Source organism: Pseudomonas sp. B21-032, from assembly GCF_024748965.1.
Taxonomy (GTDB): domain Bacteria; phylum Pseudomonadota; class Gammaproteobacteria; order Pseudomonadales; family Pseudomonadaceae; genus Aquipseudomonas.
In genome coordinates this window covers 4,352,187-4,373,585 of record NZ_CP087180.1, presented here as the reverse complement: position 1 = coordinate 4,373,585, position 21,399 = coordinate 4,352,187, and the positions used below count along the sequence as shown (strand labels likewise).

At 56.5% G+C, this 21,399-nt stretch carries 22 protein-coding genes; 21 read left to right on the top strand and 1 reads right to left on the bottom strand.

The window, feature by feature from the left end:
• From LOY54_RS20160 to LOY54_RS20115, 10 genes are all read left to right on the top strand, one after another.
• Positions 1-966: a GDP-L-fucose synthase gene (locus LOY54_RS20160; protein ID WP_093380434.1), complete on the top strand. Its 966-nt coding sequence runs from the start codon at positions 1-3 to the stop codon at positions 964-966.
• Positions 966-1,433, top strand: coding sequence for a GDP-mannose mannosyl hydrolase (locus tag LOY54_RS20155; protein WP_258607695.1), 468 nt, complete (start codon positions 966-968; stop codon positions 1,431-1,433). The genes LOY54_RS20160 and LOY54_RS20155 overlap by 1 nt, the downstream gene beginning before the upstream one ends.
• 69 nt (positions 1,434-1,502) lie before the next feature.
• Positions 1,503-2,552: an EpsG family protein gene (locus LOY54_RS20150; RefSeq protein WP_258607693.1), complete on the top strand. Its 1,050-nt coding sequence runs from the start codon at positions 1,503-1,505 to the stop codon at positions 2,550-2,552.
• Positions 2,549-3,952 (top strand): mannose-1-phosphate guanylyltransferase/mannose-6-phosphate isomerase, encoded by a 1,404-nt coding sequence (locus tag LOY54_RS20145; protein ID WP_258607691.1) that lies wholly within the window; start codon positions 2,549-2,551, stop codon positions 3,950-3,952. The genes LOY54_RS20150 and LOY54_RS20145 overlap by 4 nt, the downstream gene beginning before the upstream one ends.
• A 59-nt stretch (positions 3,953-4,011) precedes the next feature.
• The gene (locus LOY54_RS20140; RefSeq protein ID WP_258607689.1) at positions 4,012-5,205 is read left to right on the top strand and encodes a glycosyltransferase family 4 protein; all 1,194 of its coding nucleotides are present in this window, start codon (positions 4,012-4,014) and stop codon (positions 5,203-5,205) included.
• 190 nt (positions 5,206-5,395) lie between these two features.
• Positions 5,396-5,821, top strand: a complete 426-nt coding sequence (locus tag LOY54_RS20135; protein WP_213603513.1) for an N-acetyltransferase — start codon at positions 5,396-5,398, stop codon at positions 5,819-5,821.
• A gap of 4 nt (positions 5,822-5,825) precedes the next feature.
• Entirely contained in the window at positions 5,826-6,989 is a 1,164-nt protein-coding gene (locus LOY54_RS20130) for a DegT/DnrJ/EryC1/StrS aminotransferase family protein (RefSeq protein WP_045195356.1), read from the top strand.
• Positions 6,982-7,575 (top strand): sugar transferase, encoded by a 594-nt coding sequence (locus LOY54_RS20125; protein WP_045195354.1) that lies wholly within the window; start codon positions 6,982-6,984, stop codon positions 7,573-7,575. The genes LOY54_RS20130 and LOY54_RS20125 overlap by 8 nt, the downstream gene beginning before the upstream one ends.
• A 132-nt stretch (positions 7,576-7,707) precedes the next feature.
• The gene (locus LOY54_RS20120; protein ID WP_045195352.1) at positions 7,708-9,711 is read left to right on the top strand and encodes a nucleoside-diphosphate sugar epimerase/dehydratase; all 2,004 of its coding nucleotides are present in this window, start codon (positions 7,708-7,710) and stop codon (positions 9,709-9,711) included.
• Between the two features lie 98 nt (positions 9,712-9,809).
• Positions 9,810-10,367, top strand: a complete 558-nt coding sequence (locus LOY54_RS20115; RefSeq protein ID WP_093380442.1) for an O-acetyltransferase — start codon at positions 9,810-9,812, stop codon at positions 10,365-10,367.
• Position 10,368: 1 nt separating this feature from the next.
• On the opposite strand, the gene LOY54_RS20110 is transcribed toward LOY54_RS20115, so the two are convergent.
• A complete protein-coding gene (locus tag LOY54_RS20110) occupies positions 10,369-10,710 on the bottom strand; it encodes a hypothetical protein (RefSeq protein ID WP_258607687.1) in 342 nt (113 codons plus the stop codon).
• Between LOY54_RS20110 and LOY54_RS20105 the strand changes: the two genes are divergently transcribed.
• From LOY54_RS20105 to LOY54_RS20055, 11 genes are all read left to right on the top strand, one after another.
• Positions 10,700-12,010, top strand: a complete 1,311-nt coding sequence (locus tag LOY54_RS20105) for a Wzz/FepE/Etk N-terminal domain-containing protein (RefSeq protein ID WP_258607685.1) — start codon at positions 10,700-10,702, stop codon at positions 12,008-12,010. The two genes, LOY54_RS20110 and LOY54_RS20105, sit on opposite strands and share 11 nt — an antisense overlap.
• Before the next feature lie 181 nt (positions 12,011-12,191).
• Positions 12,192-13,190, top strand: a complete 999-nt coding sequence (pseB, locus tag LOY54_RS20100) for a UDP-N-acetylglucosamine 4,6-dehydratase (inverting) (RefSeq protein ID WP_045195347.1) — start codon at positions 12,192-12,194, stop codon at positions 13,188-13,190.
• A gap of 3 nt (positions 13,191-13,193) precedes the next feature.
• A complete protein-coding gene (gene pseC / locus LOY54_RS20095) occupies positions 13,194-14,354 on the top strand; it encodes a UDP-4-amino-4,6-dideoxy-N-acetyl-beta-L-altrosamine transaminase (RefSeq protein ID WP_045195345.1) in 1,161 nt (386 codons plus the stop codon).
• Positions 14,351-15,037 carry a pseudaminic acid cytidylyltransferase gene (gene pseF / locus LOY54_RS20090; RefSeq protein ID WP_045195343.1) on the top strand — a complete coding sequence of 229 codons (687 nt, stop codon included), beginning with the start codon at positions 14,351-14,353 and terminating at the stop codon, positions 15,035-15,037. Before pseC ends, pseF begins: the two co-directional genes overlap by 4 nt.
• 90 nt (positions 15,038-15,127) lie before the next feature.
• On the top strand, positions 15,128-16,240 hold the full coding sequence (gene pseG, locus LOY54_RS20085; protein WP_258594519.1) for a UDP-2,4-diacetamido-2,4,6-trideoxy-beta-L-altropyranose hydrolase: 1,113 nt from the start codon (positions 15,128-15,130) through the stop codon (positions 16,238-16,240).
• A gap of 4 nt (positions 16,241-16,244) precedes the next feature.
• Positions 16,245-16,799, top strand: a complete 555-nt coding sequence (gene pseH / locus LOY54_RS20080; RefSeq protein WP_249744406.1) for a UDP-4-amino-4,6-dideoxy-N-acetyl-beta-L-altrosamine N-acetyltransferase — start codon at positions 16,245-16,247, stop codon at positions 16,797-16,799.
• Positions 16,796-17,854 carry a pseudaminic acid synthase gene (gene pseI, locus LOY54_RS20075; RefSeq protein ID WP_258607683.1) on the top strand — a complete coding sequence of 353 codons (1,059 nt, stop codon included), beginning with the start codon at positions 16,796-16,798 and terminating at the stop codon, positions 17,852-17,854. Before pseH ends, pseI begins: the two co-directional genes overlap by 4 nt.
• Positions 17,855-17,902: 48 nt before the next feature.
• Positions 17,903-18,790 (top strand): phytanoyl-CoA dioxygenase family protein, encoded by an 888-nt coding sequence (locus LOY54_RS20070; RefSeq protein ID WP_213603520.1) that lies wholly within the window; start codon positions 17,903-17,905, stop codon positions 18,788-18,790.
• Positions 18,787-19,314, top strand: a complete 528-nt coding sequence (locus LOY54_RS20065; RefSeq protein ID WP_258607682.1) for a DapH/DapD/GlmU-related protein — start codon at positions 18,787-18,789, stop codon at positions 19,312-19,314. Before LOY54_RS20070 ends, LOY54_RS20065 begins: the two co-directional genes overlap by 4 nt.
• A gap of 3 nt (positions 19,315-19,317) precedes the next feature.
• The gene (locus LOY54_RS20060; protein ID WP_258607681.1) at positions 19,318-20,652 is read left to right on the top strand and encodes a capsular biosynthesis protein; all 1,335 of its coding nucleotides are present in this window, start codon (positions 19,318-19,320) and stop codon (positions 20,650-20,652) included.
• Positions 20,649-21,398 (top strand): hypothetical protein, encoded by a 750-nt coding sequence (locus tag LOY54_RS20055; RefSeq protein WP_258607680.1) that lies wholly within the window; start codon positions 20,649-20,651, stop codon positions 21,396-21,398. The genes LOY54_RS20060 and LOY54_RS20055 overlap by 4 nt, the downstream gene beginning before the upstream one ends.
• Position 21,399 lies beyond the last annotated feature (1 nt).

The following is a 21,399-nucleotide window of genomic DNA, read 5'->3' as shown; positions in this document are numbered from 1 at the left end:
GTGAGTAAAGAAACGGTTTTCGTTGCCGGTGACCGCGGTATGGTCGGCTCGGCATTGATGCGTGCATTGAAGCAGCAGGGCTACACCAACATCGTTACGCGAACCCGGGAAGAGCTCGACCTGCTGGATCAGCGCCAGGTCAGTGCGTTCTTTGCCGAGCAGCAGATCGATCAGGTTTACCTGGCAGCGGCCAAGGTAGGGGGTATTCATGCCAACAATGAATACCCAGCTCAGTTCATTTATGAAAACCTGATGATTGAGGCCAACATCATTCAGGGCGCGTACGCCAGCGGCGTAAAAAAGCTGCTGTTTCTCGGGTCTTCGTGTATCTATCCAAAGTTCGCTGAGCAACCAATTGAAGAGCGAGCGTTGTTGACTGGCGTACTGGAGCCTACCAACGAGCCTTACGCCATCGCCAAGATTGCCGGTATCAAGCTGTGTGAAAGTTACAACCGCCAGTATGGGGTGGATTACCGCAGTGTCATGCCGACCAACCTGTACGGCCCTCATGACAACTATCATCCGCAAAACAGCCATGTGATTCCGGCGCTGATTCGTCGTTTTCATGAAGCCAAGGTGCGGGGTGACCAGGAGGTGGTCATCTGGGGCAGCGGCACACCGATGCGCGAGTTTCTGCACGTAGATGATATGGCGGCGGCCTGCCTGCATGTCATGAACATGGAGTCGCAGGTGTATCAGCAACATACCCAGCCGACCTTGTCACACATTAACGTGGGGACAGGCGTCGACTGCACTATTCGTGAGCTGGCTGAAACCATTTGTCGAGTGACCGGTTATCAGGGGCGTCTTGGCTTTGATGCCAGCAAGCCTGATGGCACGCCAAGAAAGCTGCTGGACGTCTCTCGTTTGAAGAACCTCGGCTGGCAGGCCTCTATCAGTCTCGAAGATGGCCTGGTCGATGCCTATCAGTGGTTTGTCGATCACGAAAGTTCGGCCAGACGCTAATGGCCGGCTATCTGCAGGCGGATGCATTCCGCACAGTCGTCATGCATACGCCTCTGATAGCGATTGACCTGCTCGTGTTGAATGAGCACGGGCAAGTGCTTCTGGGCGAGCGTTTGAATCGTCCCGCCCAGGGATACTGGTTTACCCCCGGGGGGCGGGTGCGCAAGAACGAGTCACTGGAACAGGCGTTTCGCCGCATCAGTCACTCCGAGCTCGGGGTGCAACTGTTAATGGCGAGCGCGACGTTTCGCGGTGTGTACGAACACTTCTACCGCGATAGTTACTTTTCGGCAGATGAGTACGATTCGGGCACTCACTATGTGGTACTCGCCTATACCCTGTTACTGGCAGATTCGGCACTTGAAAGCCTGCCACGTGAACAGCATGCTGAATATCGCTGGGTCGACGTGCGCACAACTTCGTTGTGCGTGCATCAGCATGTCTTGGACTATTTCGATCAGGGCTGAGGGTTAAGCGAAGCGGGCAGTTGCTCTGTTTCACATGGTCGCTCGGGGTTCTGTCTAGGGTTGCGTCGTATGCTTTTCTACTATCTGCCTTTCCTGGTTTCGGCGCTACTCTCGTTGCTGGGTGGCAAGCGCAAGCTTTGCTACTGGGGCTTGGCCGCCTTGCTGATTGCCATGTGTGCCTTCCAGGCGCCCGGGGTATCGGACGATCACGGGAACTACCTTGATTATTATGCAGGTATTGTTTCTGGTGAATTTGGGCCGTTTTTTGTCGAGCCAACTTTTTTCGGTCTGGCTAAGCTGTCTTCGCTACTGACGGGTTCAGCGATACTGCTGTTTGTTTTTTACGCGGTTTTGGGCGTCGGTAGCAAATTTTATGTGATGGAGCGGGCAACACCGTATCGTTGGTTGAGTGTTGCAATTTACCTGTCTTACTTCTTCTTGCTGCAGGACTTCACGCAGATTCGTATCGGTGTGGCCACCGGCTTGGTAATGTGTTCAGCTTACCTGGTGTTTAACGGGCAGTGGTCGAAAAGTCTGGCGGTCTTGTGTGGGGCCGTGTTATTTCATTATTCGGCCATTCTGTTTCTGCCCTTTATGTTGCTCCGCGCAGCCGGGGTGCGTACGGTATTTTATATATATTTGTGTTGCTGCGCGCTGTTTGCACTCTACTTGCTGGACATCAGTGTGCTTAAAGGGTTTTTACAGCTCTTGTCGCTGCTGGAGAATCCTAGGCTCGACTTTTATATTAATAATATTCTTAGTGGTCAGGGTGGTTCGATCAACTTTTTTCGGGCGATATTTCATTTTGCGCTGTTATCGCCGTTGGTCTTCATGTTTGCTCGTATACAGCGCCAACAGCCCTTTATTGCTTACTCGGTGATCCTCCATCTAAGTGGCTTGCTGATCTTGCTGGCGTTGCACGATGCCCAGGTTGTGGCCTACCGGATATCGGATATTTTCAATCATTTCATGGTATTCTCGCTGCTTGCGTACGCCATTCTGTTTGGTCGCGTTGTCGGCGCTGCAGGGATGCTCGCAGTATCAACATTCCAAATCATCTATGTGTTGCAAGTCCTAGGCTTTGTGCAACCGTATACTTCGGTCCTGGGTGGCTTATGATTTTACCTATTGTGATGGCTGGCGGCTCCGGGTCGCGTTTGTGGCCAATGTCCCGTGAGCTCAACCCGAAGCAATTCCTGTCATTGGCAGATGAGCACACCATGCTCCAGGTGACGGTCGAGCGCCTGTCCGGTCTTACCGATCTGAAGCCGCAAATCATCTGCAACGAAGCCCATCGTTTCGTTGCCGCGGAACAGATGCGCCAGTTGGGTTTCGATGATTGCGAGCTACTTCTCGAGCCTGTGGCGCGCAACACCGCCGCTGCTATTACGCTTGCTGCCCTGAAGGCCGTACAGGACGGTCAGGATCCGCTCCTGTTGGTACTGGCGGCAGATCATTTGATCAGTGATGCCGAAGTTTTCCAGCAGTGCGTTCGCAGCGCATTGCCGCTGGCTCAGGCAGGCAAGCTAGTCACCTTCGGCATCCAGCCGCTGTCTCCGGAAACCGGCTACGGCTATATCGAACAGGGGCCGGCCATGGGTTCTGGGTATGCGATTGCACGGTTTGTCGAAAAGCCAGACCTGGCCACCGCCCAACGCTATCTGGCCAGCAAGAAGTTCCTGTGGAACAGCGGTATGTTTCTGTTCAAGGCAAGCCGTCTGCTTGACGAGGTCAAGGCGTTTGCTCCGCAGATCCATGCTTGTTGCGCCGAAGCCCTGGAGCAAAGTTCCCGTGATCTGCATTTCACCCGCGTCGGTGCCGAGGCCTTTGCACGCTGCCCGAGCGACTCCATCGACTACGCCGTCATGGAAAAGACTGCCGATGCGGTAGTAGTGCCAATGAATGCCGGCTGGAACGATATCGGTTCCTGGTCCGCCTTGTGGGATGTTGGCCAGAAGGATGAAAGTGGCAACGTCGTCAGCGGCGATGTCATGGCTGATGAAGTGGAGCACAGCTACATCAAGTCGACCAGCCGCCTGGTGGCTGCCGTAGGGGTCCGCGACCTGATCATCGTTGAGACCAAGGATGCTCTGCTGGTAGCGCACAAGGACAAGGTCCAGGGGGTCAAGAAAATCGTTGAGAACCTCAAGGCCCAGCAGCGCCAGGAGTTTCATTGCAACAGCGAAGTGTATCGCCCGTGGGGTAGCTACGAGGCCATAGACCAGGGGCATCGCTACCAGGTCAAGCGTATCACTGTAAAGCCGGGCGCCAAGCTGTCGGTGCAGATGCATCATCACCGTGCCGAGCACTGGATCGTGGTCAGCGGTACGGCGAAGGTCACCAATGGCAAGGAAACCTATCTGGTGACCGAAAACCAGTCGACCTATATTCCTATCGGTCAGGTGCATGCCCTGGAGAACCCAGGAAAAGTGCCCCTCGAGCTGATCGAGGTGCAATCGGGTTCTTATCTGGGTGAAGACGACATTGTTCGTTTCGAAGATATCTACGGGCGGGCGTAAGCGAGGGGTTGCGGTTGAAAGTCTTAGTTGCGAGTTGTGTTTTTCCGCCCGAGCCGGTGGTGAGTGCCAGAACCAGTGCTGATGTCGCCCAGTACCTGCATGCCCAAGGGCATGAGGTGCTGGTGGCATGTCCGACACCAACCCGCAACGTCGCCGCCGAAGGGCTGGATGAGAAGATCGCCGGTTTGAACATGCCGTTTCCGGTGTCACGCCTGTTTGCCTTTTCTTCGAAAAAATCCAGCTTCGTCTCACGATTTCTGGAGAACATCTCCTTCGGGTTGTCAGTATTTTTCTTCATCTTGCGTCAGCGCAAGGTTGATGTGATCTACGCCAACGTGTGGCCGTTGTTCTCCCTCGGCCTGCTGCTGATGGCGGCCAGGCTCAAGGGCATCAAGGTGGTCGCCAGTGTCCAGGACCTGTATCCGGAGTCCTTGGCCGTGCAAAAGCGTATCGAGGAAACCGGCGGCATTTATCGCGGCCTGCTCAAGCTTGATACGCTCATCGCGCGTAACTGCGATCACTTGGTGGTGATTTCCGATGGATTCCATCGTGCTTATACCGAGACGCGAAAAATCGATCCATCGAAGGTGACGCTTGTCAGAAACTGGGTACAAGGCAGTCAGATTCAGGCCTTACCCAAGGAGCAGGCGCGAGCGGAGCTTGAGAAGGTGATGGGCTTGCGCCTGGCGCCTGAGCAGTTTCTTTTTGTGTATGGCGGCAATATGGGCGTCGCTTCCGGCCTGGATGAGTTCATGGGTTATCTGGATGGCGTCGATCCACGGGCAGTGTTCCTGTTTGCAGGTGACGGATCGCTGGTGCCGGAGCTCAAGCGGTTGCTACAGGCCCGCGGTCTGGAGTCCCGTTGCCACTTCCTTTCGCCTTGGCCGTTCGAACTGACTCCGGCAGTGTTCGGTGCCGCAGATGCTTTGTTGCTGCCAACCGCCGCAGGTCAGGAGTTCGCCTCAGTGCCTTCCAAGCTGATCACCTATATGCTGGCTGGCCGGCCCATTCTGTTGCTGGCCGATGAGCGCAGCGAGTCGGCGATCGAGCTGGGCAAATCGGATGCGGGCCATACCATTGGTGTGCGTACCAATGCGGCAGTGCTGGAGGGGATGAACTATTTGCTCAATGCCTCATCTGAGCGTCTGGCCGCAATGGGACGCAACGGTCGTGAATACGCCCAGGAGTTTTACTCGGCTGAGCGAGCAGTGCCCAAACTGAAGGCAATTGTTGAGGATGTCTATGAAGCTTGAACGGGTTAGGTTGGTTGACAGTGCTCAGGTCCAGGCATTTGCCGACTTGCATGTTCAGGCGTTTCCAGGCTTTTTTCTCAGTCAGTTGGGGCCGAAGTTTCTGGCCTTGCTCTACACCCATTACCTGCAGTCCGAACAGTGCGCCTGCATCCTTGCCTCTGATGATTCGGCAGGCCGGGCGCCCAAGGGGTTGGCGGTTGCCATTCGCCAGCCATCGCTGTTCTACAAGGACCTGTTTGCCAAGCATTGGCTGGCATTTGCCTTGCGCGCCTTGCCGAGCCTGCTGAAGAACCCGTTGTTCGTCGCCAAAAAATTATGGGCGGCGGTGTTTTATCGAGGCGATCAGGTCGAGAGTCTCGATACCGAGAATGCGGTGCTGCTGAGCACCATTTCGGTGTCGCCGCAGGCGCAGGGGCAGGGTGTGGGCAGGCAACTGCTGCAAGAAGTAGAGGCGTGGGCTGCCGAATCCGGCGCCGCTTTTGTGTACCTGACAACTGATCGCGATGCCAATGTCGAGGTCAACGGTTTTTATCAACGCAATGGTTATGTGCTGGAGTCCACGCTGAAGAAAAGTGGCAATCGCATCATGAACCGTTACATCAAACGCTTGCGGTGAACCTATGCAGAATACTCCGTTCCTGCCCTTCGCTCTTCCTGAACTGGGTGAAGAGGAAATCAATGAAGTTGTCGACACCCTGCGTTCCGGCTGGGTGACCACCGGGCCAAAAGCCAAGCAATTCGAAGCGGACTTTTCCAGTTTTCTTGGTGGTGATGTTGAAAGCATTGCCGTGAACTCGGCAACCGCCGGGCTGCACCTGGCGCTGGAAGCCATTGGTATCGGCCCAGGCGATGAAGTCATTCTGCCGTCCTATACCTTCACGGCAACTGCCGAGGTTGTCCGGTATCTGGGCGGCACGCCGGTTATCGTGGATGTGCTGGAGGAGACCTTCAATATCGATCCGGCGGCGATCGAGGCGGCGATTACCGACAAGACCCGTGCGATCATGCCTGTGCACTTCGCCGGACTGAGCTGTGACATGGATGCGATTTTGCAGATTGCCCGTCGCCATGGCCTGAAGGTGGTGGAAGATGCTGCGCATGCACTGCCAACCACCTGGAAAGGCAGCAAGATCGGTACCCTCGAGTCCGATATCACAGTGTTCAGTTTCTACGCCAACAAAACCATGACCACCGGTGAAGGCGGCATGCTGGTGACCCGCAATGCGGAACTGGCCAAGCGCTGCCGGATCATGCGCCTGCACGGTATCAGTCGCGATGCCTTCGATCGTTATGTGTCGAAGACGCCGGCCTGGTTCTACGAAATTGTCGCTCCCGGTTTCAAATACAACATGAGCGACGTCGCCGCCGCCATGGGCATTCACCAGTTGCGTCGTCTTGAAGGCTTCCAACTCAAGCGTCAGGCCATGGCCGAGCGTTACCTTGAGGCGCTGAGCGATCTGCCATTGGTGTTGCCGCCTGTGGCCGCTGCTGGCGACATGCATGCATGGCATCTGTTCCCGCTGCGTCTGCGTGCAGAGGCAAATATCAAGCGCGACGACTTCATCATCAAGATGGCCGAACTGGGCATTGGTTGCTCGGTGCATTTCATTCCGCTGCACCTGCAACCCTACTGGCGTGAAAGCTGTGCCCTGAGTCCCGAGCAGTTCCCGGTAGCCCAGAGCCTGTTCGAGCAGGAGGTTTCGATCCCGCTCTACACCAAGATGACCGAAGCCGACCAGGAACGTGTGATTGCGGCGGTGCGATCGGTGTTGGCCAATGCTTAAGCGGCTCTTTGACATTGTCTGTGCTGCGCTGGGTCTCCTGGTGCTGTCGCCGTTGCTGTTGGCGATTTTTCTGTGGGTCAAGCTGGATTCGCCCGGGCCGGTATTCTTTCGACAGGAGCGTGTCGGACGTTTCGGTAATCTGTTCAGGATTCATAAGTTCCGGACCATGAAGCTGCACGCGGAAAGTGCCGGGCGCCTGACCATCGGCGAAGATTCGCGCATCACCCGTTCGGGCCGTTTTTTACGTCGCACCAAGATCGATGAGCTGCCGCAGCTCATCGACGTGTTGCTGGGGGACATGAGCCTGGTCGGACCGCGCCCGGAAGTACCAGAATTCATGAACTGCTATGAAGAATCGGTGCGCCGCAAAGTGCTCTCGGTGCGCCCAGGGATCACTGATCGGGCATCCATCGAGATGGTTGATGAAAGTTTGATCCTGGGCCAGTACCCGGATCCTCGGCAGGCCTATATTGATGTAATTCTGCCAATCAAGCAGAAGTACTATCTGGAGTATGTCGAGCAACATGGTGTGGTGACCGATATCAAGATCATTTTTGCCACACTTGCAAAGATCGTTTCTCGATGAGGTAGCCGTTACCCTGGTAAATCACAGGGTGGTGATGAATTGTTGCCACCGCTGGAGCGCCGGGAACGGGGTGTATGAACATGGAATGCTGCAGCAATGGCAGTGTCGGCTCAGGCGTAGTGGAGTTTGAAGATGGTGAAATACGATAGGCTACGGCTCTGGCTGGTTTCATTGCCGCGCCGTTACAAACGGTTGATTCAAGTCGCGGCAGACGTGGTACTGGTCTGGATTGCGCTGTGGATGGCGTTTGTCGTTCGCCTGGGTATTGAAGAAGCCATCAACCCTTTCACCACGCACCTGTGGATATTTGTTACCGCGCCGTTGATTGCCATTCCGCTGTTTATCCGTTTCGGCATGTACCGTGCGGTGATGCGCTACTTCGGCAACGATGCGCTGGTGACCATTATCAAGGCGGTGAGCCTGTCCTCGCTGATACTGGGCGTAGCGGTTTACTGGTACAGCAACCATCAAGTCGTGATCCCCCGTTCGATCGTGTTCAACTATTGGTGGCTGAGTCTGATCATGGTCGGAGGCTTGCGCCTGGCCATGCGTCAGTATTTTCTCGGTGACTGGTTCGCGGGCATTCAGAATGTACCTTTTACCAACCGTGACGATGGTTTGCCCAAGGTAGCCATCTACGGTGCCGGGGCTGCGGGCAACCAGCTTGTGGCCGCGTTGCGCATGGGCAAGGTGATGCGTCCGGTTGCATTCATCGATGATGACGCCAGCATCACTGACCGGACGATTTCCGGTCTGCAGGTTTTCAAGTCCAAGCATATCCAGCGCATGGTCGATATGACTGGCGCCCAGGAGATTCTCCTGGCCATTCCGTCTGCCACGCGCGCGCGCCGGCGGGAGATACTCAGTTACCTGGAAGGCTTCCCGCTGCATGTGCGTAGTGTGCCCGGCTTCATGGATCTGGCCAGTGGCCGGGTCAAGGTCGATGATATCCAGGAAGTGGATATCGCCGACCTGCTGGGCCGCGACGCGGTTCCGGCACAGGATGACCTGATCGAACGTTGCATCAAGGGGCAGTCGGTAATGGTGACCGGGGCCGGTGGTTCGATCGGTTCGGAGCTGTGCCGGCAGATCCTCAAGTCGCAACCTACTACCTTGCTGTTGTTCGAGCACAGTGAGTTCAACCTCTACACCATTCTCAGCGAGCTGGAGCAGACCATCAGCAGGTCTTCGTTGCCGGTAAGGGTCTTGCCTATTCTTGGCTCCATCCGTAATCAGGCGCAGTTGCTGGATGTCATGAAGACCTGGAGTGTCGATACGGTGTATCACGCTGCAGCCTACAAGCATGTTCCCATGGTTGAGCACAATATCGCCGAAGGCGTGTTGAACAACGTCATCGGCACGCTCAATACGGCGCAAAGCGCATTGCAGGCCGGAGTTGCCAACTTTGTCCTTATCTCCACGGACAAGGCGGTTCGTCCCACCAATATCATGGGCAGTACCAAGCGTCTGGCGGAAATGACCCTGCAGGCGCTCAGCCAGGAGCTCGCGCCGGTTCTGTTTGGTGACTCGGACAAAGTCTCCCAGGTCAACAAGACGCGTTTTACCATGGTGCGGTTCGGCAACGTGCTGGGCTCGTCAGGCTCGGTGATTCCGTTGTTCCACAAGCAGATCAAGGCGGGCGGGCCACTGACGGTCACCCACCCGAAGATCACTCGCTACTTCATGACCATCCCCGAGGCGGCCCAGTTGGTTATCCAGGCCGGCTCCATGGGGCAGGGTGGGGATGTGTTCGTGCTGGACATGGGCGAGCCGGTCCGCATTGCCGAACTTGCGGAAAAAATGATCCACCTTTCCGGGCTAAGCGTGCGTTCTGAAAAGAATCCGCACGGCGATATTGCTATTGAGTTCACCGGGCTGCGTCCAGGCGAGAAACTCTATGAAGAATTGCTGATCGGTGACAACGTCGTTGCTACCCGACACCCGATGATCATGAGCGCTGCCGAAGATCATCTGCCTTGGGAGACGCTCAAGGAGCGTCTGCACCGGCTACTGGCGGCGGTTGCCGGTGATGACTACGGGCGGGTTCGCCAGTTGCTGCGTGAAACCGTTAGTGGCTATACGCCGGACGGTGAAATTGTCGACTGGATCTATCAGCAGCGCCGCCTGGATCCGTGATCTGTACCATTAAATTGTGAGCCGCGCGCTGCCTTGTCTTCATCTGGGAGTGTTGATAGGGTGGTTCTTCGTGAAGCGTATAAAACGGTGAGGCGTTAATGGCATTCCTTACACCTGCTGAACTGGCGTCAAAAGGGTTCAAGAAACTGGGTTCCAACGTACTGATCAGTGACAAGGCCTCTATTTACAACTGCGACCAGATCGAGATCGGCGATAACTCCCGAATTGACGATTTCTGTGTCGTCTCCGGTAAGGTGTCGATCGGTCGCAATGTGCATATCGCCGTTTTCTGCAATGTTGCCGGGGGCGAGCCAGGTATCACCCTGGAAGATTTTTCCGGCCTGGCCTATGGCTGTCATGTATTTGCCCAGTCCGATGACTATTCCGGCAAGACCATGACCAATCCCACGGTCCCCGCGCAGTTCAAGGGCGAAACCAAGGCCGCGGTCCGACTTGGTCGTCACGTGATCATCGGCACCTCCTCGATCGTAGTGCCCGGAGTCAACGTCGAGGATGGCTGTTCTGTCGGGGCGATGACCCTGGTGACCAAATCCACTGAAGCCTGGGGTATCTATTTCGGAATCCCGGCCAAGCGAATCAAGAATCGCAACAAGGGCCTGCTCGAGTTGGAAACGCAGTACCTGTCGACACCCTGAGTCAAAACGCGCCGCCCTGGCGCGCCAGGATATTGTCGATCAATTGTGCTGGAATACCTTGCCTGCCGTTCGTCTGTTTCTGACGGGCAAACCCGAAAAAGTGCCAATTTTGCTGGGCTTTGCGACCTTTTGGTCGGGAACTTTTCCTGCAAAGATTGGCCAGAGAGTGGTTTGCCTTTGCATAAACTGTCACAATGCGCGCCTTTCTCGTCTGATGACAGGGAAGTTTCTCCGGGATCGAGTCAATGGGGCAGGGAGCGCTGCTTACCAGGATTTTGGTGATACCTCGCTTGTCGTTGGAGCCATTGTTACTCGACCAGGCAGGCATGTGCGTGACCAGCATTTCCCGTATACCCCCCGTAAGCCAAAGTAGCGATATCGATTTTTTTGCCGTGGTTCAAAACCTCTGGAAGCAGAAATTTCTGATCGTTGCTGTCACTCTGGCAGTTGGGGCGGCGGCGGGAGCCTATGCCTTCCTCACCACTCCCGAGTATCAGGTCAGCACCACGCTGCGCCCTGCTGCGCTCAACGATCTGGATGCCCTGAACCGCTCTGGTGTTTACTCGCTGCCGCGTGAGCAGGCGCTCACCCGCGTCGGCGCCGCGCTTGATTCCTACGATGTGCGCCTGGGTTACTTCCGCGCCAATCCTCAGCTTTTCGCTCCTTTGCGCATGCCTGGCCAGACCGACGAACAAGCTTTCGAAGAGTTCAACCGCAATTCCATCAAGCTGGTGCAGCCGGACCCCAAAAAGAAGGTTGACCTGCTCAGCGCCTACATTGGCATGGAGTTGCGCTATCCAAAGAATGTCGACGGTGACGAGATCCTCAACGGCTTCGTTAAATACGCCATTGAAAGCGAGCGCCAGCAAGTGGCCTCGGACTTGTCGGTCATTATCAAGAACCGCTTGAACGAACTGGATGGCAAGCTCGACGCAGCCCGTGCTGGATATGAAGCAGGCAAGGAGTCACAAATTGCCACGCTGCTGGAGAAGGACAATCTCACGCGCGCGCAACTGCAAGATGAACTTCGGGCACTGCGCGTTCAGCTCAAGGCGCGCCGTGCCGACCGAATCGCCCAACTGGATGAAGCCATCAGCATCGCCCGTTCGCTGGGCTTGAAGAAACCGTCTACCCCTTCGGCCATGGCCAGCGAAGGCGAGTCTGGTGGCAATGTGATCCGTACTGAGGTCAATAACCAGCAGATCCCGCTGTACTTCATGGGTACTGATGCCCTGGAGGCCGAGCGCAAGGCCCTCCGTCAGCGAACTTCCGATGACTTCACCGACCCGCGGGTGGCGCAGATCGGCAAAGAACTCATGCTGCTGAAGAACAATCGCCGGATCGAATCATTGAAACAGCGTGAGAACGAAGATGTGTTCTTGCAGAACATCGAACCGTTGCGTTCTGAAATGGCCCGCTTGAAAAAGCTCGATATCGATGTGATGCGCTTGAATCTGGTCACCATTGACCAGTACGCGCTGGAGCCACTCAAACCTGTCTGGCCGAAAAAGTCGCTGATGATTCTAGCGGGCCTGGCCGTGGGGGGTATGTTGGGGGTGTTGCTGGCGATCATTCGTTACTTTGTCGTCTTGCGGATGACGAAGGTGGCAAAGGGCGGCGAGCCATTGGGCAATCCCCAGTAAGTCAACACAGGTTCGCAGCCCTTGTACGGGCTGCGGGCAGATCCGCTACCTGGCTCCGTGAAAGGGGCATGGTTACTTCTCAAGTTAATGTGCACGGCAGACGGCTTTCTTGAAGGGCCGCGGCCAGCATTATTCAGTTCATCAAGACCAACTGGTCAGATTTTACATAGGGACGCGTTACATGTTCACTAACAAGACCATTCTCATCACCGGTGGTACCGGCTCCTTCGGCAACACGTTCGTGCCGATGACACTGGCCAAGTACAACCCCAAGAAGATCATCATCTTCTCGCGTGATGAAATGAAGCAGTGGGACATGGCGAAGAAATTCGAAGGTGATTCCCGCGTGCGCTTCTTCATTGGTGACGTGCGTGACAAGGATCGTCTGTACCGGGCGCTGGATGGCGTCGATTACGTGGTGCACGCGGCGGCAACGAAGATTGTTCCGACTGCGGAGTACAACCCGTTCGAATGCATCAAGACCAACATCAATGGTGCAATGAACCTGATCGACGCCTGCATCGACAAGGGCGTGAAGCGGGTCGTGGCGTTGTCCACCGACAAGGCCAGCAGCCCGGTTAACCTGTACGGCGCCACTAAACTGGCTTCCGACAAGCTGTTTGTTGCCGGTAACTCCTACGCTGGCGGCCATGACACGCGCATGTCGGTGGTCCGTTACGGCAACGTGATGGGGTCGCGTGGTTCGGTCATCCCGTTCTTCATGTCGATCAAGGACAAGGGTGAGTTGCCGATCACCGATGAGCGTATGACGCGCTTCATGATCTCCCTGGAAGAGGGCGTGGAACTGGTCTGGCATGCTTTCGAAGATATGGAAGGCGGCGAAATCTATGTGAAGAAGATCCCGTCCATGAAGGTGACCGACCTGGCACGGGTTGTCGCTCCCGAGGCTCGGCAGAAAGTCGTCGGTATCCGCCCGGGCGAGAAACTGCATGAACAGATGATCAGTGCTGAAGACGCTTATTACACCTACGAGTATGCCGAGCACTTCAAGATCCTGCCGGTCATCAATGACTGGGCCAACTGCGAGAAGCGCATCAAGGACGGCAAGAAAGTGCCGGAAGGTTTCGTCTACGCCAGTGACAACAACACGGAGTGGATGAGTGATGCCGATCTGCAAGAGTGGATCACCATCAACAAAGAAAAAATCGGGAGCATCTGAGCCATGATCCCTTATGGTCGCCAGGACATCAGCCAGGCTGATATCGACGCTGTCGTCAGCGTCCTGCAGTCCGACTTTCTCACTCAGGGCCCAATGGTGCCGGAGTTCGAGCAGCGGGTTGCACAGCATGTAGGCGCGCGTCACGCACTTGCGCTCAATAGTGCAACGTCGGCATTGCATGTTGCCTGCCTGGCCCTGGGGCTGGGGCCTGGTGATCGTTTGTGGACTACCCCGGTTACTTTTGTCGCATCGGCAAACTGCGCCTTGTACTGTGGGGCGCAGGTCGATTTCGTGGACATCGACCCACGCACCTATAACCTCTGCCCACAAGCCCTGGCGCGCAAGTTGGAGCTGGCGGAGCAAGCGGGGACGCTGCCCAAGGTTGTGGTCCCGGTGCATCTTTGTGGTCAGCCCTGCGACATGCAGGCGATCCATGCGTTGGCCGTGCGATACGGATTCAAAGTCATCGAAGATGCCTCGCATGCCATTGGTGGCCAATACCAGGGCGAGTTCATCGGTAACGGCAAGTACAGTGACATTACTGTGTTCAGCTTCCATCCGGTGAAGATCATCACCACCGCCGAAGGCGGTATGGCGGTCACCAACGACGACGCATTGGCACAAAAGATGGCCTTGCTGCGCAGCCATGGCATCACCCGCGACCCGCAACAGATGACCCATGAAGCTGATGGGCCCTGGTACTACCAGCAGATCGATCTGGGTTTCAACTACCGCATGACCGAACTGCAGGCGGCCTTGGGTGTGAGCCAGATGCAGCGCCTCGATCAGTTCATCGCTCGCCGGCATGAGCTGGCGGCGCGCTACAATGAACTGCTGGCAGCATTACCGCTGACCCTGCCGTGGCAGCATCCAGACAGTTATTCCGGATTGCACCTGTATGTGATTCGCCTGCAACTGGACAAGATCGACAAGACCCATCGCCAGGTTTTCGAGTCGTTGCGTGAGCAGGGTATCGGAGTCAATCTTCACTACATTCCGGTACATACCCAGCCTTACTACACCGCCATGGGGTTTGCCCGCGGCGATTTCCCTGAAGCTGAAGCCTATTACCGGGACGCCATCAGCATCCCGATGTTCCAGACCATGAGCGAGTCTCAGCAGGACGTGGTCGTCGCTGCACTGACCAAGGCTTTGCAGGCATGAAACTGGCGGTCATTCCCGCCCGTGGCGGCAGCAAGCGTATTGCGCGCAAGAACATCAAGATGTTCTGCGGCAAGCCGATGATCGCCTGGTCGATCGAGGCCGCCCTCAATAGCGGTGTTTTTGACCGGGTGATCGTCTCGACCGACGATCTGGAGATCGCCGAGGTGGCCCGCCAGTCCGGGGCACAGGTGCCATTTATCCGTCCCGCGCAACTGGCTGACGATCACAGCGGCACAGTGCCGGTGATTCAGCATGCCATTGAGTGGTTCGAACAGGACGGGCAGCAGATCGATTACCTGTGCTGCCTTTACGCAACGGCACCCTTTGTAAGGCCCGAGGATTTGCAGGCAGGGCTCGACGCCTTGATCCGTGAACAATGCGATTTTGCCTTTGCCGTTACCCGCTATGCATTTCCTGTCCAGCGGGCAGTACGGATCAACACCCAGGGCCGGATTGAAATGATCTATCCGGAGCAATTCAATACCCGCTCGCAAGATCTACAGGAAACCTTTCATGACGCTGGCCAGTTCTATTGGGGGCGTACGCAGGCCTGGCGGTTGGGCAAGCCCGTGTTTGGGCCCGGCTCGGTACCGGTAGTGCTGCCAGGCCACAGGGTCCAGGATATCGACACGCTTGAAGATTGGGTTCGGGCTGAATGGATGTTCCGGGAAATGAACCGGTAAACCTTGATCCGGCTCAGGAGTCGCGAAAGGGCTTTCAGGGTAAGTTGCCAGGGTTGTTGTGATGCTGCGTAAGATCATTGAGGTAGGCGGGTGGATCGATTGAAAGTTGTGTTCCGTGCAGACGCCTCCGTCGAGATTGGCATCGGGCATGTCATGCGCTGCCTGACCCTGGCCGATGAGCTGACCGCACAGGGCGCGCACTGTCACTTCATTTGCCGGGCGCATACCGGGAATCTGATCGAGCAGATCAGGTCCCGCGGCTATCAGGTCCATCCGCTGCAAGTGGTGACCGGCATTGCCGGCAATCCGGGGGCGGACCGCGGAATCTACGGTTATTGGCTGGGGGCCAGCCAGGCAGAGGATGCGGCTGCGTGTGCTGCGCTGCTTGAAAGCATCAGGCCGGACTGGCTGGTTGTTGATCATTACGCTCTGGACCAGCAATGGGAGGGCAGTATTGCGGGGTTGTCCCGCAAGTTGATGGTCATAGACGACCTAGCCGATCGAGCCCATCAGTGCGACCTGTTGCTTGATCAGTCGTTGGGACGTTCGCCTCAGGATTATTGCCGATGGGTGCCTGCGCACTGCAGGTTACTGTGCGGTGTACAGCATGCATTGCTGCGACCGGATTTTTCCGCGTTGCGGGGCGATAGCCTGCAGCGCCGGGCGGCATTTGCCCTCAGGAACGTGTTGATCACCATGGGTGGCGTCGATAAGGACAACGTCACGGGACGCATTTTATCGGTCCTGGAAACGCTTTCCCTGGCCACTATCTCCCGGGTAACCGTAGTGATGGGGGCTACCGCGCCCTGGCTCGAAGAGGTTCGTGCCCAAGCCCGGACCCTGCCATTCAGCACCGAGGTCAAGACCAATGTCAGCAACATGGCAGAGCTGATGGCTGCCTCTGACCTTGCTATCGGTGCGGCCGGTGCAACCTCATGGGAGCGTTGCTGCCTGGGTTTGCCGACGCTGATGGTTGTGCTGGCGGAAAACCAGGTATTTGCCGCCCGACAACTGGCAGCTACCGGCGCCGTGCTGACGCTGGCGCTGGATGAGACTTTGGGCCGCGACCTTGCCCGGTATCTGGAACAGGCGAGTGGGGATCCGTCCATGTTGGAACAAATGAGCCAGCAGGCACGAAAGATTGTCGACGGCTCCGGCTGCCGGGTCGTCGCGCAGGTTATGGCTGAATCGGAAAAGGATTGAACACGTGCAGGCATTTGGAAAACTGCGAAATATCGAGGCTGACGAAGTCGGCCTGATGCTTGAGTGGCGAAACGCACCCGCCGTGCGGGCCAACATGTACACCCGGCATGTAATCAGCGAGCAGGAACACCTGGCATGGTGGCAACGCTTGCAGCAGCGCCAGGACCAGCAGTACTTCATGTACGAGTGGCAGGGGGGGGCTGCGGGGATTGTCGGCTTCACCGACATCGACACCCACAGCGCCAATGCCAGCTGGGCGTTCTATGCCGCCCCGGATGCCGCCAAGGGCACTGGCAGCCGTATGGAGTTTCTCGCGCTGGAGCATGCGTTCAACGTGCTGCAGCTGAACAAGCTCAATTGCGAGGTGCTGGCATTCAACAGTGCCGTCATCAAGCTTCACCAGAAGTTCGCCTTCCAGGTGGAAGGTATTTTTCGCGAGCAGCACCGTGTGGACGACGCGTACGTCGATATATACAGGCTGGCGCTGCTGTCCCGTGAGTGGGATATGCACCGTGATGTCATGCAAGAAAAACTGAATAAATTAATTCGAGGCCAATGATGAATCCGATGATATCCATTGCAGGGCGGGCAATCGGTGCCGCGCATGCGCCTTACATCATTGCCGAGCTGTCTGCCAACCATAATGGCAAGCTCGAAACAGCAATGAGGATCATCGAGGAAGCGAAGAAAGCCGGCGCCGATGCGGTCAAGCTGCAAACCTACACCGCAGATACCATCACGCTGAACAGCGATGCTGAAGAGTTCCGCATTCACGGGGGGCTGTGGGATGGCCGTACCCTGTACGACCTCTATCTGGAGGCGCAGATGCCCTGGGAGTGGCACCAGCCGTTGTTCGAGCATGCCCGCAAACTGGGTATCACCATTTTCAGTTCGCCCTTTGACTTTACTGCCGTCGACTTGCTGGAAAGCCTGAATGCCCCGGCTTACAAGATTGCCTCCTTCGAGGCAATCGACCTGCCATTGATCAAATATGTGGCTGGCACTGGCAAACCCATGATCATTTCTACCGGCATGGCCGATGCCGAAGAGATCAGCGAAGCGATCGAGGCCGCGTGTGAGGGCGGCTGCAAGGAGCTGGCAATTCTTCATTGTGTCAGCGGCTATCCGGCGCCGGCTGCGGAATACAACTTGCGCACCATTCCCGACATGGTTCGCCGTTTTGGTTTGGTCACCGGGCTTTCCGATCACACCCTGGACAACACCACTGCGATTGCCGCCGTTACCTTGGGCGCTTCGATCGTCGAGAAGCATTTCACCCTGGATCGCAAGGGTGGAGGACCGGACGACAGTTTCTCGCTGGAGCCACTGGAGCTCAAGGCGCTGTGTCAGGACAGCAAAACCGCGTGGGCGGCACTGGGTGACGTCAACTACGCGCGCAAATCCAGCGAGCAGGGCAATGTGCAGTTCCGTCGCTCGCTCTACTTCGTCAAGTCACTGGCCGCAGGTGATGTGGTTACCGCCGATGCGATCCGCAGCGTCCGTCCAGGGCGTGGTGTTGCGCCGAAATACTTCGATGACGTTGTTGGCAAGCGAGTAAAGACTGCGGTGCTGGAAAACACACCTGTCGATTTTGCCTCTCTCGATGTTGACTGAATAACCCGGTGCACGCTGGGCTCGAACCCGTAGTTCAAGGAGTTGAAAATGGCTGGGAGTACATTGAAGAAGATTGTCGGAAGGGTCTATCCGTTTCGTCGGCTGGCCTTTTTTACCCAGCGCCTGATCACCAGGCCTGGTCACCGCGAAGCGCTTTCCGAGGTGGCCTGCAAGCGACTTCCAGCCAAGTCTTCTTCGAGCCCATTGCCGCAACATGAACTGGGCGAACTGGGCCGCAACGGTTATGTCATGCTCGACGACCTGGTCACCTCCGACCAGGTTGCCCAGATGAAGGAATACTTCCAGGACAAGCAGGCATTCGACCGCTGGAATGCGGCGTCGGGGTTGTTCGATCCCGCGCATCCGCCTGCAGATTGCCATACCGCGCCATTCCTCAATTCCGATATCGCGCAGTCGCCATGGGCGTTGAAATGGGCCAACGACAGTCGCGTGCTGGCGATTGTTGAGAACTGGCTGGGCGCCAAACCGACATTGTCGAACCTCAGCGTGTGGTGGTCTTACCCCGGTCATGACACCCCACAAGAGGCCGAGTGCTTTCACCGCGATGTTGATGACCTGCGTTTCATCAAGTTGTTTATCTACCTTTCAGATGTCGACGAAGGCGCCGGTCCCCACGTCTTCGTGCCGGGCAGTCACAAACATGATGGTTTCAACAAGATCCGACGTTACAGCGATTCAGAAGTGATCGAGGCCTTTGGTCAAGACGGGATCAAGTACTTTACCGGAGAGCAGGGCAGTGCCTTCCTGGAAAACACCTTTGGCCTGCACAAGGGGCAACTGCCGACGCATAAGCCACGGTTGCTGTTTCAGGCGCAGTATTCACTGCATCCCATAGGTATTTACGAATATGCACCGGTAAGCGTCGAGCTGGGTGCGCCCCTGGATAATTATATCAATCGGTTGTACGTCAAATGAAAGGCACGCTGAAGCGCTTGTTCGAAAGCTTTTTCCGACTGTCGTTGGTCAGGGCGCTGGTGCGCGCGATGATTCATGTAGTTGATCTGCTGGGACGGTTCTGGACCTTTGTCAAAATCAGGGCTGTCGCCGATGTTCCACGCGGTAGCAACTGTCACTGGAGTGTCGTCCTGAAGTACCCCGAGAACATCAAGTTTCATGGCCGGGTCATGATCAGTCCCGATTGCGTTATCGGGGCAAAATCACCTGTGCACCTGGGTAATGAAGTGCGCCTTTCCCAGGGTGTGCATATTGAAACGGCCTCCCTGGATATCAATGGTCCGTTGCCCTATCAGCATGTCTCGAAGCCGGTCTGTATCGAAGACGGGGTCTGGCTGGGCGCGCATTGCATCGTACTGGCCGGGGTAACCATTGGCCGTAACTCAGTGATTGGTGCCGGCGTCGTGGTCAGCAAAAGTGTCCCGGAAAACTCGATCGTAGTCGGATCGGGATTCAGGTTTATCGAGCGGAAAGAAAGCTACTGACCTATGAATATTGTACTGATAGAAAATAGGTACAAGACCTATTTCTGGGATGCGCTGGCCAAGTGCTTCATTGCTGATGGCCATAATGTCCAGTGGATTGTACAGAACCCGCTTTTTGCACCGGCCCATGGTCAGGCCAGGCTGATCGGCTTTCCCCGAGTGAAGGACTTCAGCCCGCTGGGTGGCGACGATCTGTTCACCCGGACACGTCGGTCAGATCGTTTCGTCAATTATTTTGGCGGTCAGCCTACCCACTACCACTACTACCGGCAGGCCATCTGGCAGGCGCTGGATGACGCCAAGCCGGACCTGGTCATTGGCGAGGCCACGCTGTTTCATGAACTGCTGGCGGTAGAATGGTGCAAGGCTCGCGGAGTAGCCTTTTTTCATCCCTCCATGCCCGGCTATCCGGGAGGGCGCTACAGCATCTACGCCGCAGACAGCAAGGAGGCTATTGGTACGTCCGCGGACTGCCCGGCGGACGAGGACTGTTTTGCCCTGGCTGAAGCTATTCGCAAGCGCGAGAAGGTTCCGGACTACATGCGTCCCGCCCTGCCTTCGGATCCGGGGCGGGTGTTTCCGTTGCACGGTTCCTGGCCCAACCGGCTGACGTTGATCAAAAGCTACCTGGGGGGGGAGCGGTTCAATACGCCTTCACCGGTAAGGAAGTGGTTGCTGGACCGGGCGGTAAAAGCGCGGCTGGCGCGTTGGGCGCAACTCAGTGGCGAGCGCTTCAGCCTGGATGCCGATCAACATTACCTGCTGTACCCAATGCAGATGCAACCCGAATCCAACCTCGACCTGTGGGGACAGGATTTCCGTAACCAGGCCGAGTTGATTGCAGCGTTGGCACGAGCGCTTCCCGCCCACTGGAAACTGCTGGTCAAACTTAACCCCAAGACCAAATATGAACTGGACGATGCCCTGCTTGAACAGATCGTATCCGTGGACAATATCATCCCGGTTCCCTACGAAGTCGCAATGGGTTCCCTGCTCGAGCACGTCAAACTGATCTGTACCGTTACCGGGACTATTGCCGTGGAGGCGGTCTTGTCGCGCAAGCCACTGGTTCAATTCGGTCCAGGCGTGCTTGCCGGCGAGCCAGGATACGTACAGTTGAGTGATGTCGAAGGGATTTCGCAGGTTATTCAGGACGTGGAAAGCGGAACATTCACGCTTGCCGACGATGCGGCCAGAACCCAGTTGGTCCGCAAGCTGTATACCACCACCTTTGCCGGGCTGGTCTCCGACCCTGCATCGTTGCCAGCAGTGCTCGACCAGGACAATGTCCGGCAAATTGCAAACAACCTGGTTCGAGTGGCGGAGCAACACAGATGAAACGCACCTTGGCGTCGCTGTTGGGGTTATGCCTGCCAGCATGTGCCCTGAAGAATATGATCCTGCGCGCCCTGGGCTGGCATATCGGTGCCGGGTGCCGAATCGGATTTTCCTGGATTCGTGCCGAATCGGTCATGCTCGGCGAACGGGTTTCGATTGGCCACGGTAACTACCTGGACTGCAAATGCCTGGTCATGCGGCCGGCGGCTTACATTCAGCACTTCAACCTGGTGAAGGGCGACATCTGGGTGTTCCTGTTGCCGAATGCGGCACTTGGCAACATGAACAAAGTGTACCGGGCACGCCGTGGCGTTACTTGGGGTCGGGCAGTGTTGCGGCTTGGGGTCTACTCGAAAATCACCTCGAAACACATCGTCGACTGTACCCGAAGTGTTCGCTTTGGCGATTACTCAACGCTCGCTGGATCGGGCAGCCAGATCTGGACGCATGGATACATGCATGCGCCTTCGGGGCTGGATCGTTTTCGGGTCGATGGTAGCGTGCGTATCGGTGACAACGTCTACATCGGCTCGATGACAGTGGTCAATGCAGCAGTGTCGATCAGCGATGGGGTTACGGTCGGGGCCGCTTCCTGCGTTTCCAAATCGTTGCTCAAGCCAGGGCTGTATGTCGCGCAGCCGCTGCGCTGGATCGCCCTGGATTATGAGCAGGCCATGGTTCGCCATCCCAAAGTCGAAGTCCGGGGATTGGTGGAGCGGGTCTATAACAAGAAGCCGGGGATTTAGC

Coding starts and splice junctions, on each gene's coding strand:
- LOY54_RS20070 (WP_213603520.1), top strand. CDS start 17,903: ATGGCTGGGAGTACATTGAAGAAGATTGTCGGAAGGGTCTATCCGTTT.
- LOY54_RS20150 (WP_258607693.1), top strand. CDS start 1,503: ATGCTTTTCTACTATCTGCCTTTCCTGGTTTCGGCGCTACTCTCGTTG.
- LOY54_RS20155 (WP_258607695.1), top strand. CDS start 966: ATGGCCGGCTATCTGCAGGCGGATGCATTCCGCACAGTCGTCATGCAT.
- pseF (WP_045195343.1), top strand. CDS start 14,351: ATGAAACTGGCGGTCATTCCCGCCCGTGGCGGCAGCAAGCGTATTGCG.
- LOY54_RS20065 (WP_258607682.1), top strand. CDS start 18,787: ATGAAAGGCACGCTGAAGCGCTTGTTCGAAAGCTTTTTCCGACTGTCG.
- LOY54_RS20130 (WP_045195356.1), top strand. CDS start 5,826: ATGCAGAATACTCCGTTCCTGCCCTTCGCTCTTCCTGAACTGGGTGAA.
- LOY54_RS20115 (WP_093380442.1), top strand. CDS start 9,810: ATGGCATTCCTTACACCTGCTGAACTGGCGTCAAAAGGGTTCAAGAAA.
- LOY54_RS20055 (WP_258607680.1), top strand. CDS start 20,649: ATGAAACGCACCTTGGCGTCGCTGTTGGGGTTATGCCTGCCAGCATGT.
- pseI (WP_258607683.1), top strand. CDS start 16,796: ATGATGAATCCGATGATATCCATTGCAGGGCGGGCAATCGGTGCCGCG.
- LOY54_RS20060 (WP_258607681.1), top strand. CDS start 19,318: ATGAATATTGTACTGATAGAAAATAGGTACAAGACCTATTTCTGGGAT.
- pseC (WP_045195345.1), top strand. CDS start 13,194: ATGATCCCTTATGGTCGCCAGGACATCAGCCAGGCTGATATCGACGCT.
- LOY54_RS20125 (WP_045195354.1), top strand. CDS start 6,982: ATGCTTAAGCGGCTCTTTGACATTGTCTGTGCTGCGCTGGGTCTCCTG.
- LOY54_RS20110 (WP_258607687.1), bottom strand. CDS start 10,710: ATGCTGGTCACGCACATGCCTGCCTGGTCGAGTAACAATGGCTCCAAC.
- LOY54_RS20145 (WP_258607691.1), top strand. CDS start 2,549: ATGATTTTACCTATTGTGATGGCTGGCGGCTCCGGGTCGCGTTTGTGG.
- LOY54_RS20120 (WP_045195352.1), top strand. CDS start 7,708: ATGGTGAAATACGATAGGCTACGGCTCTGGCTGGTTTCATTGCCGCGC.
- pseB (WP_045195347.1), top strand. CDS start 12,192: ATGTTCACTAACAAGACCATTCTCATCACCGGTGGTACCGGCTCCTTC.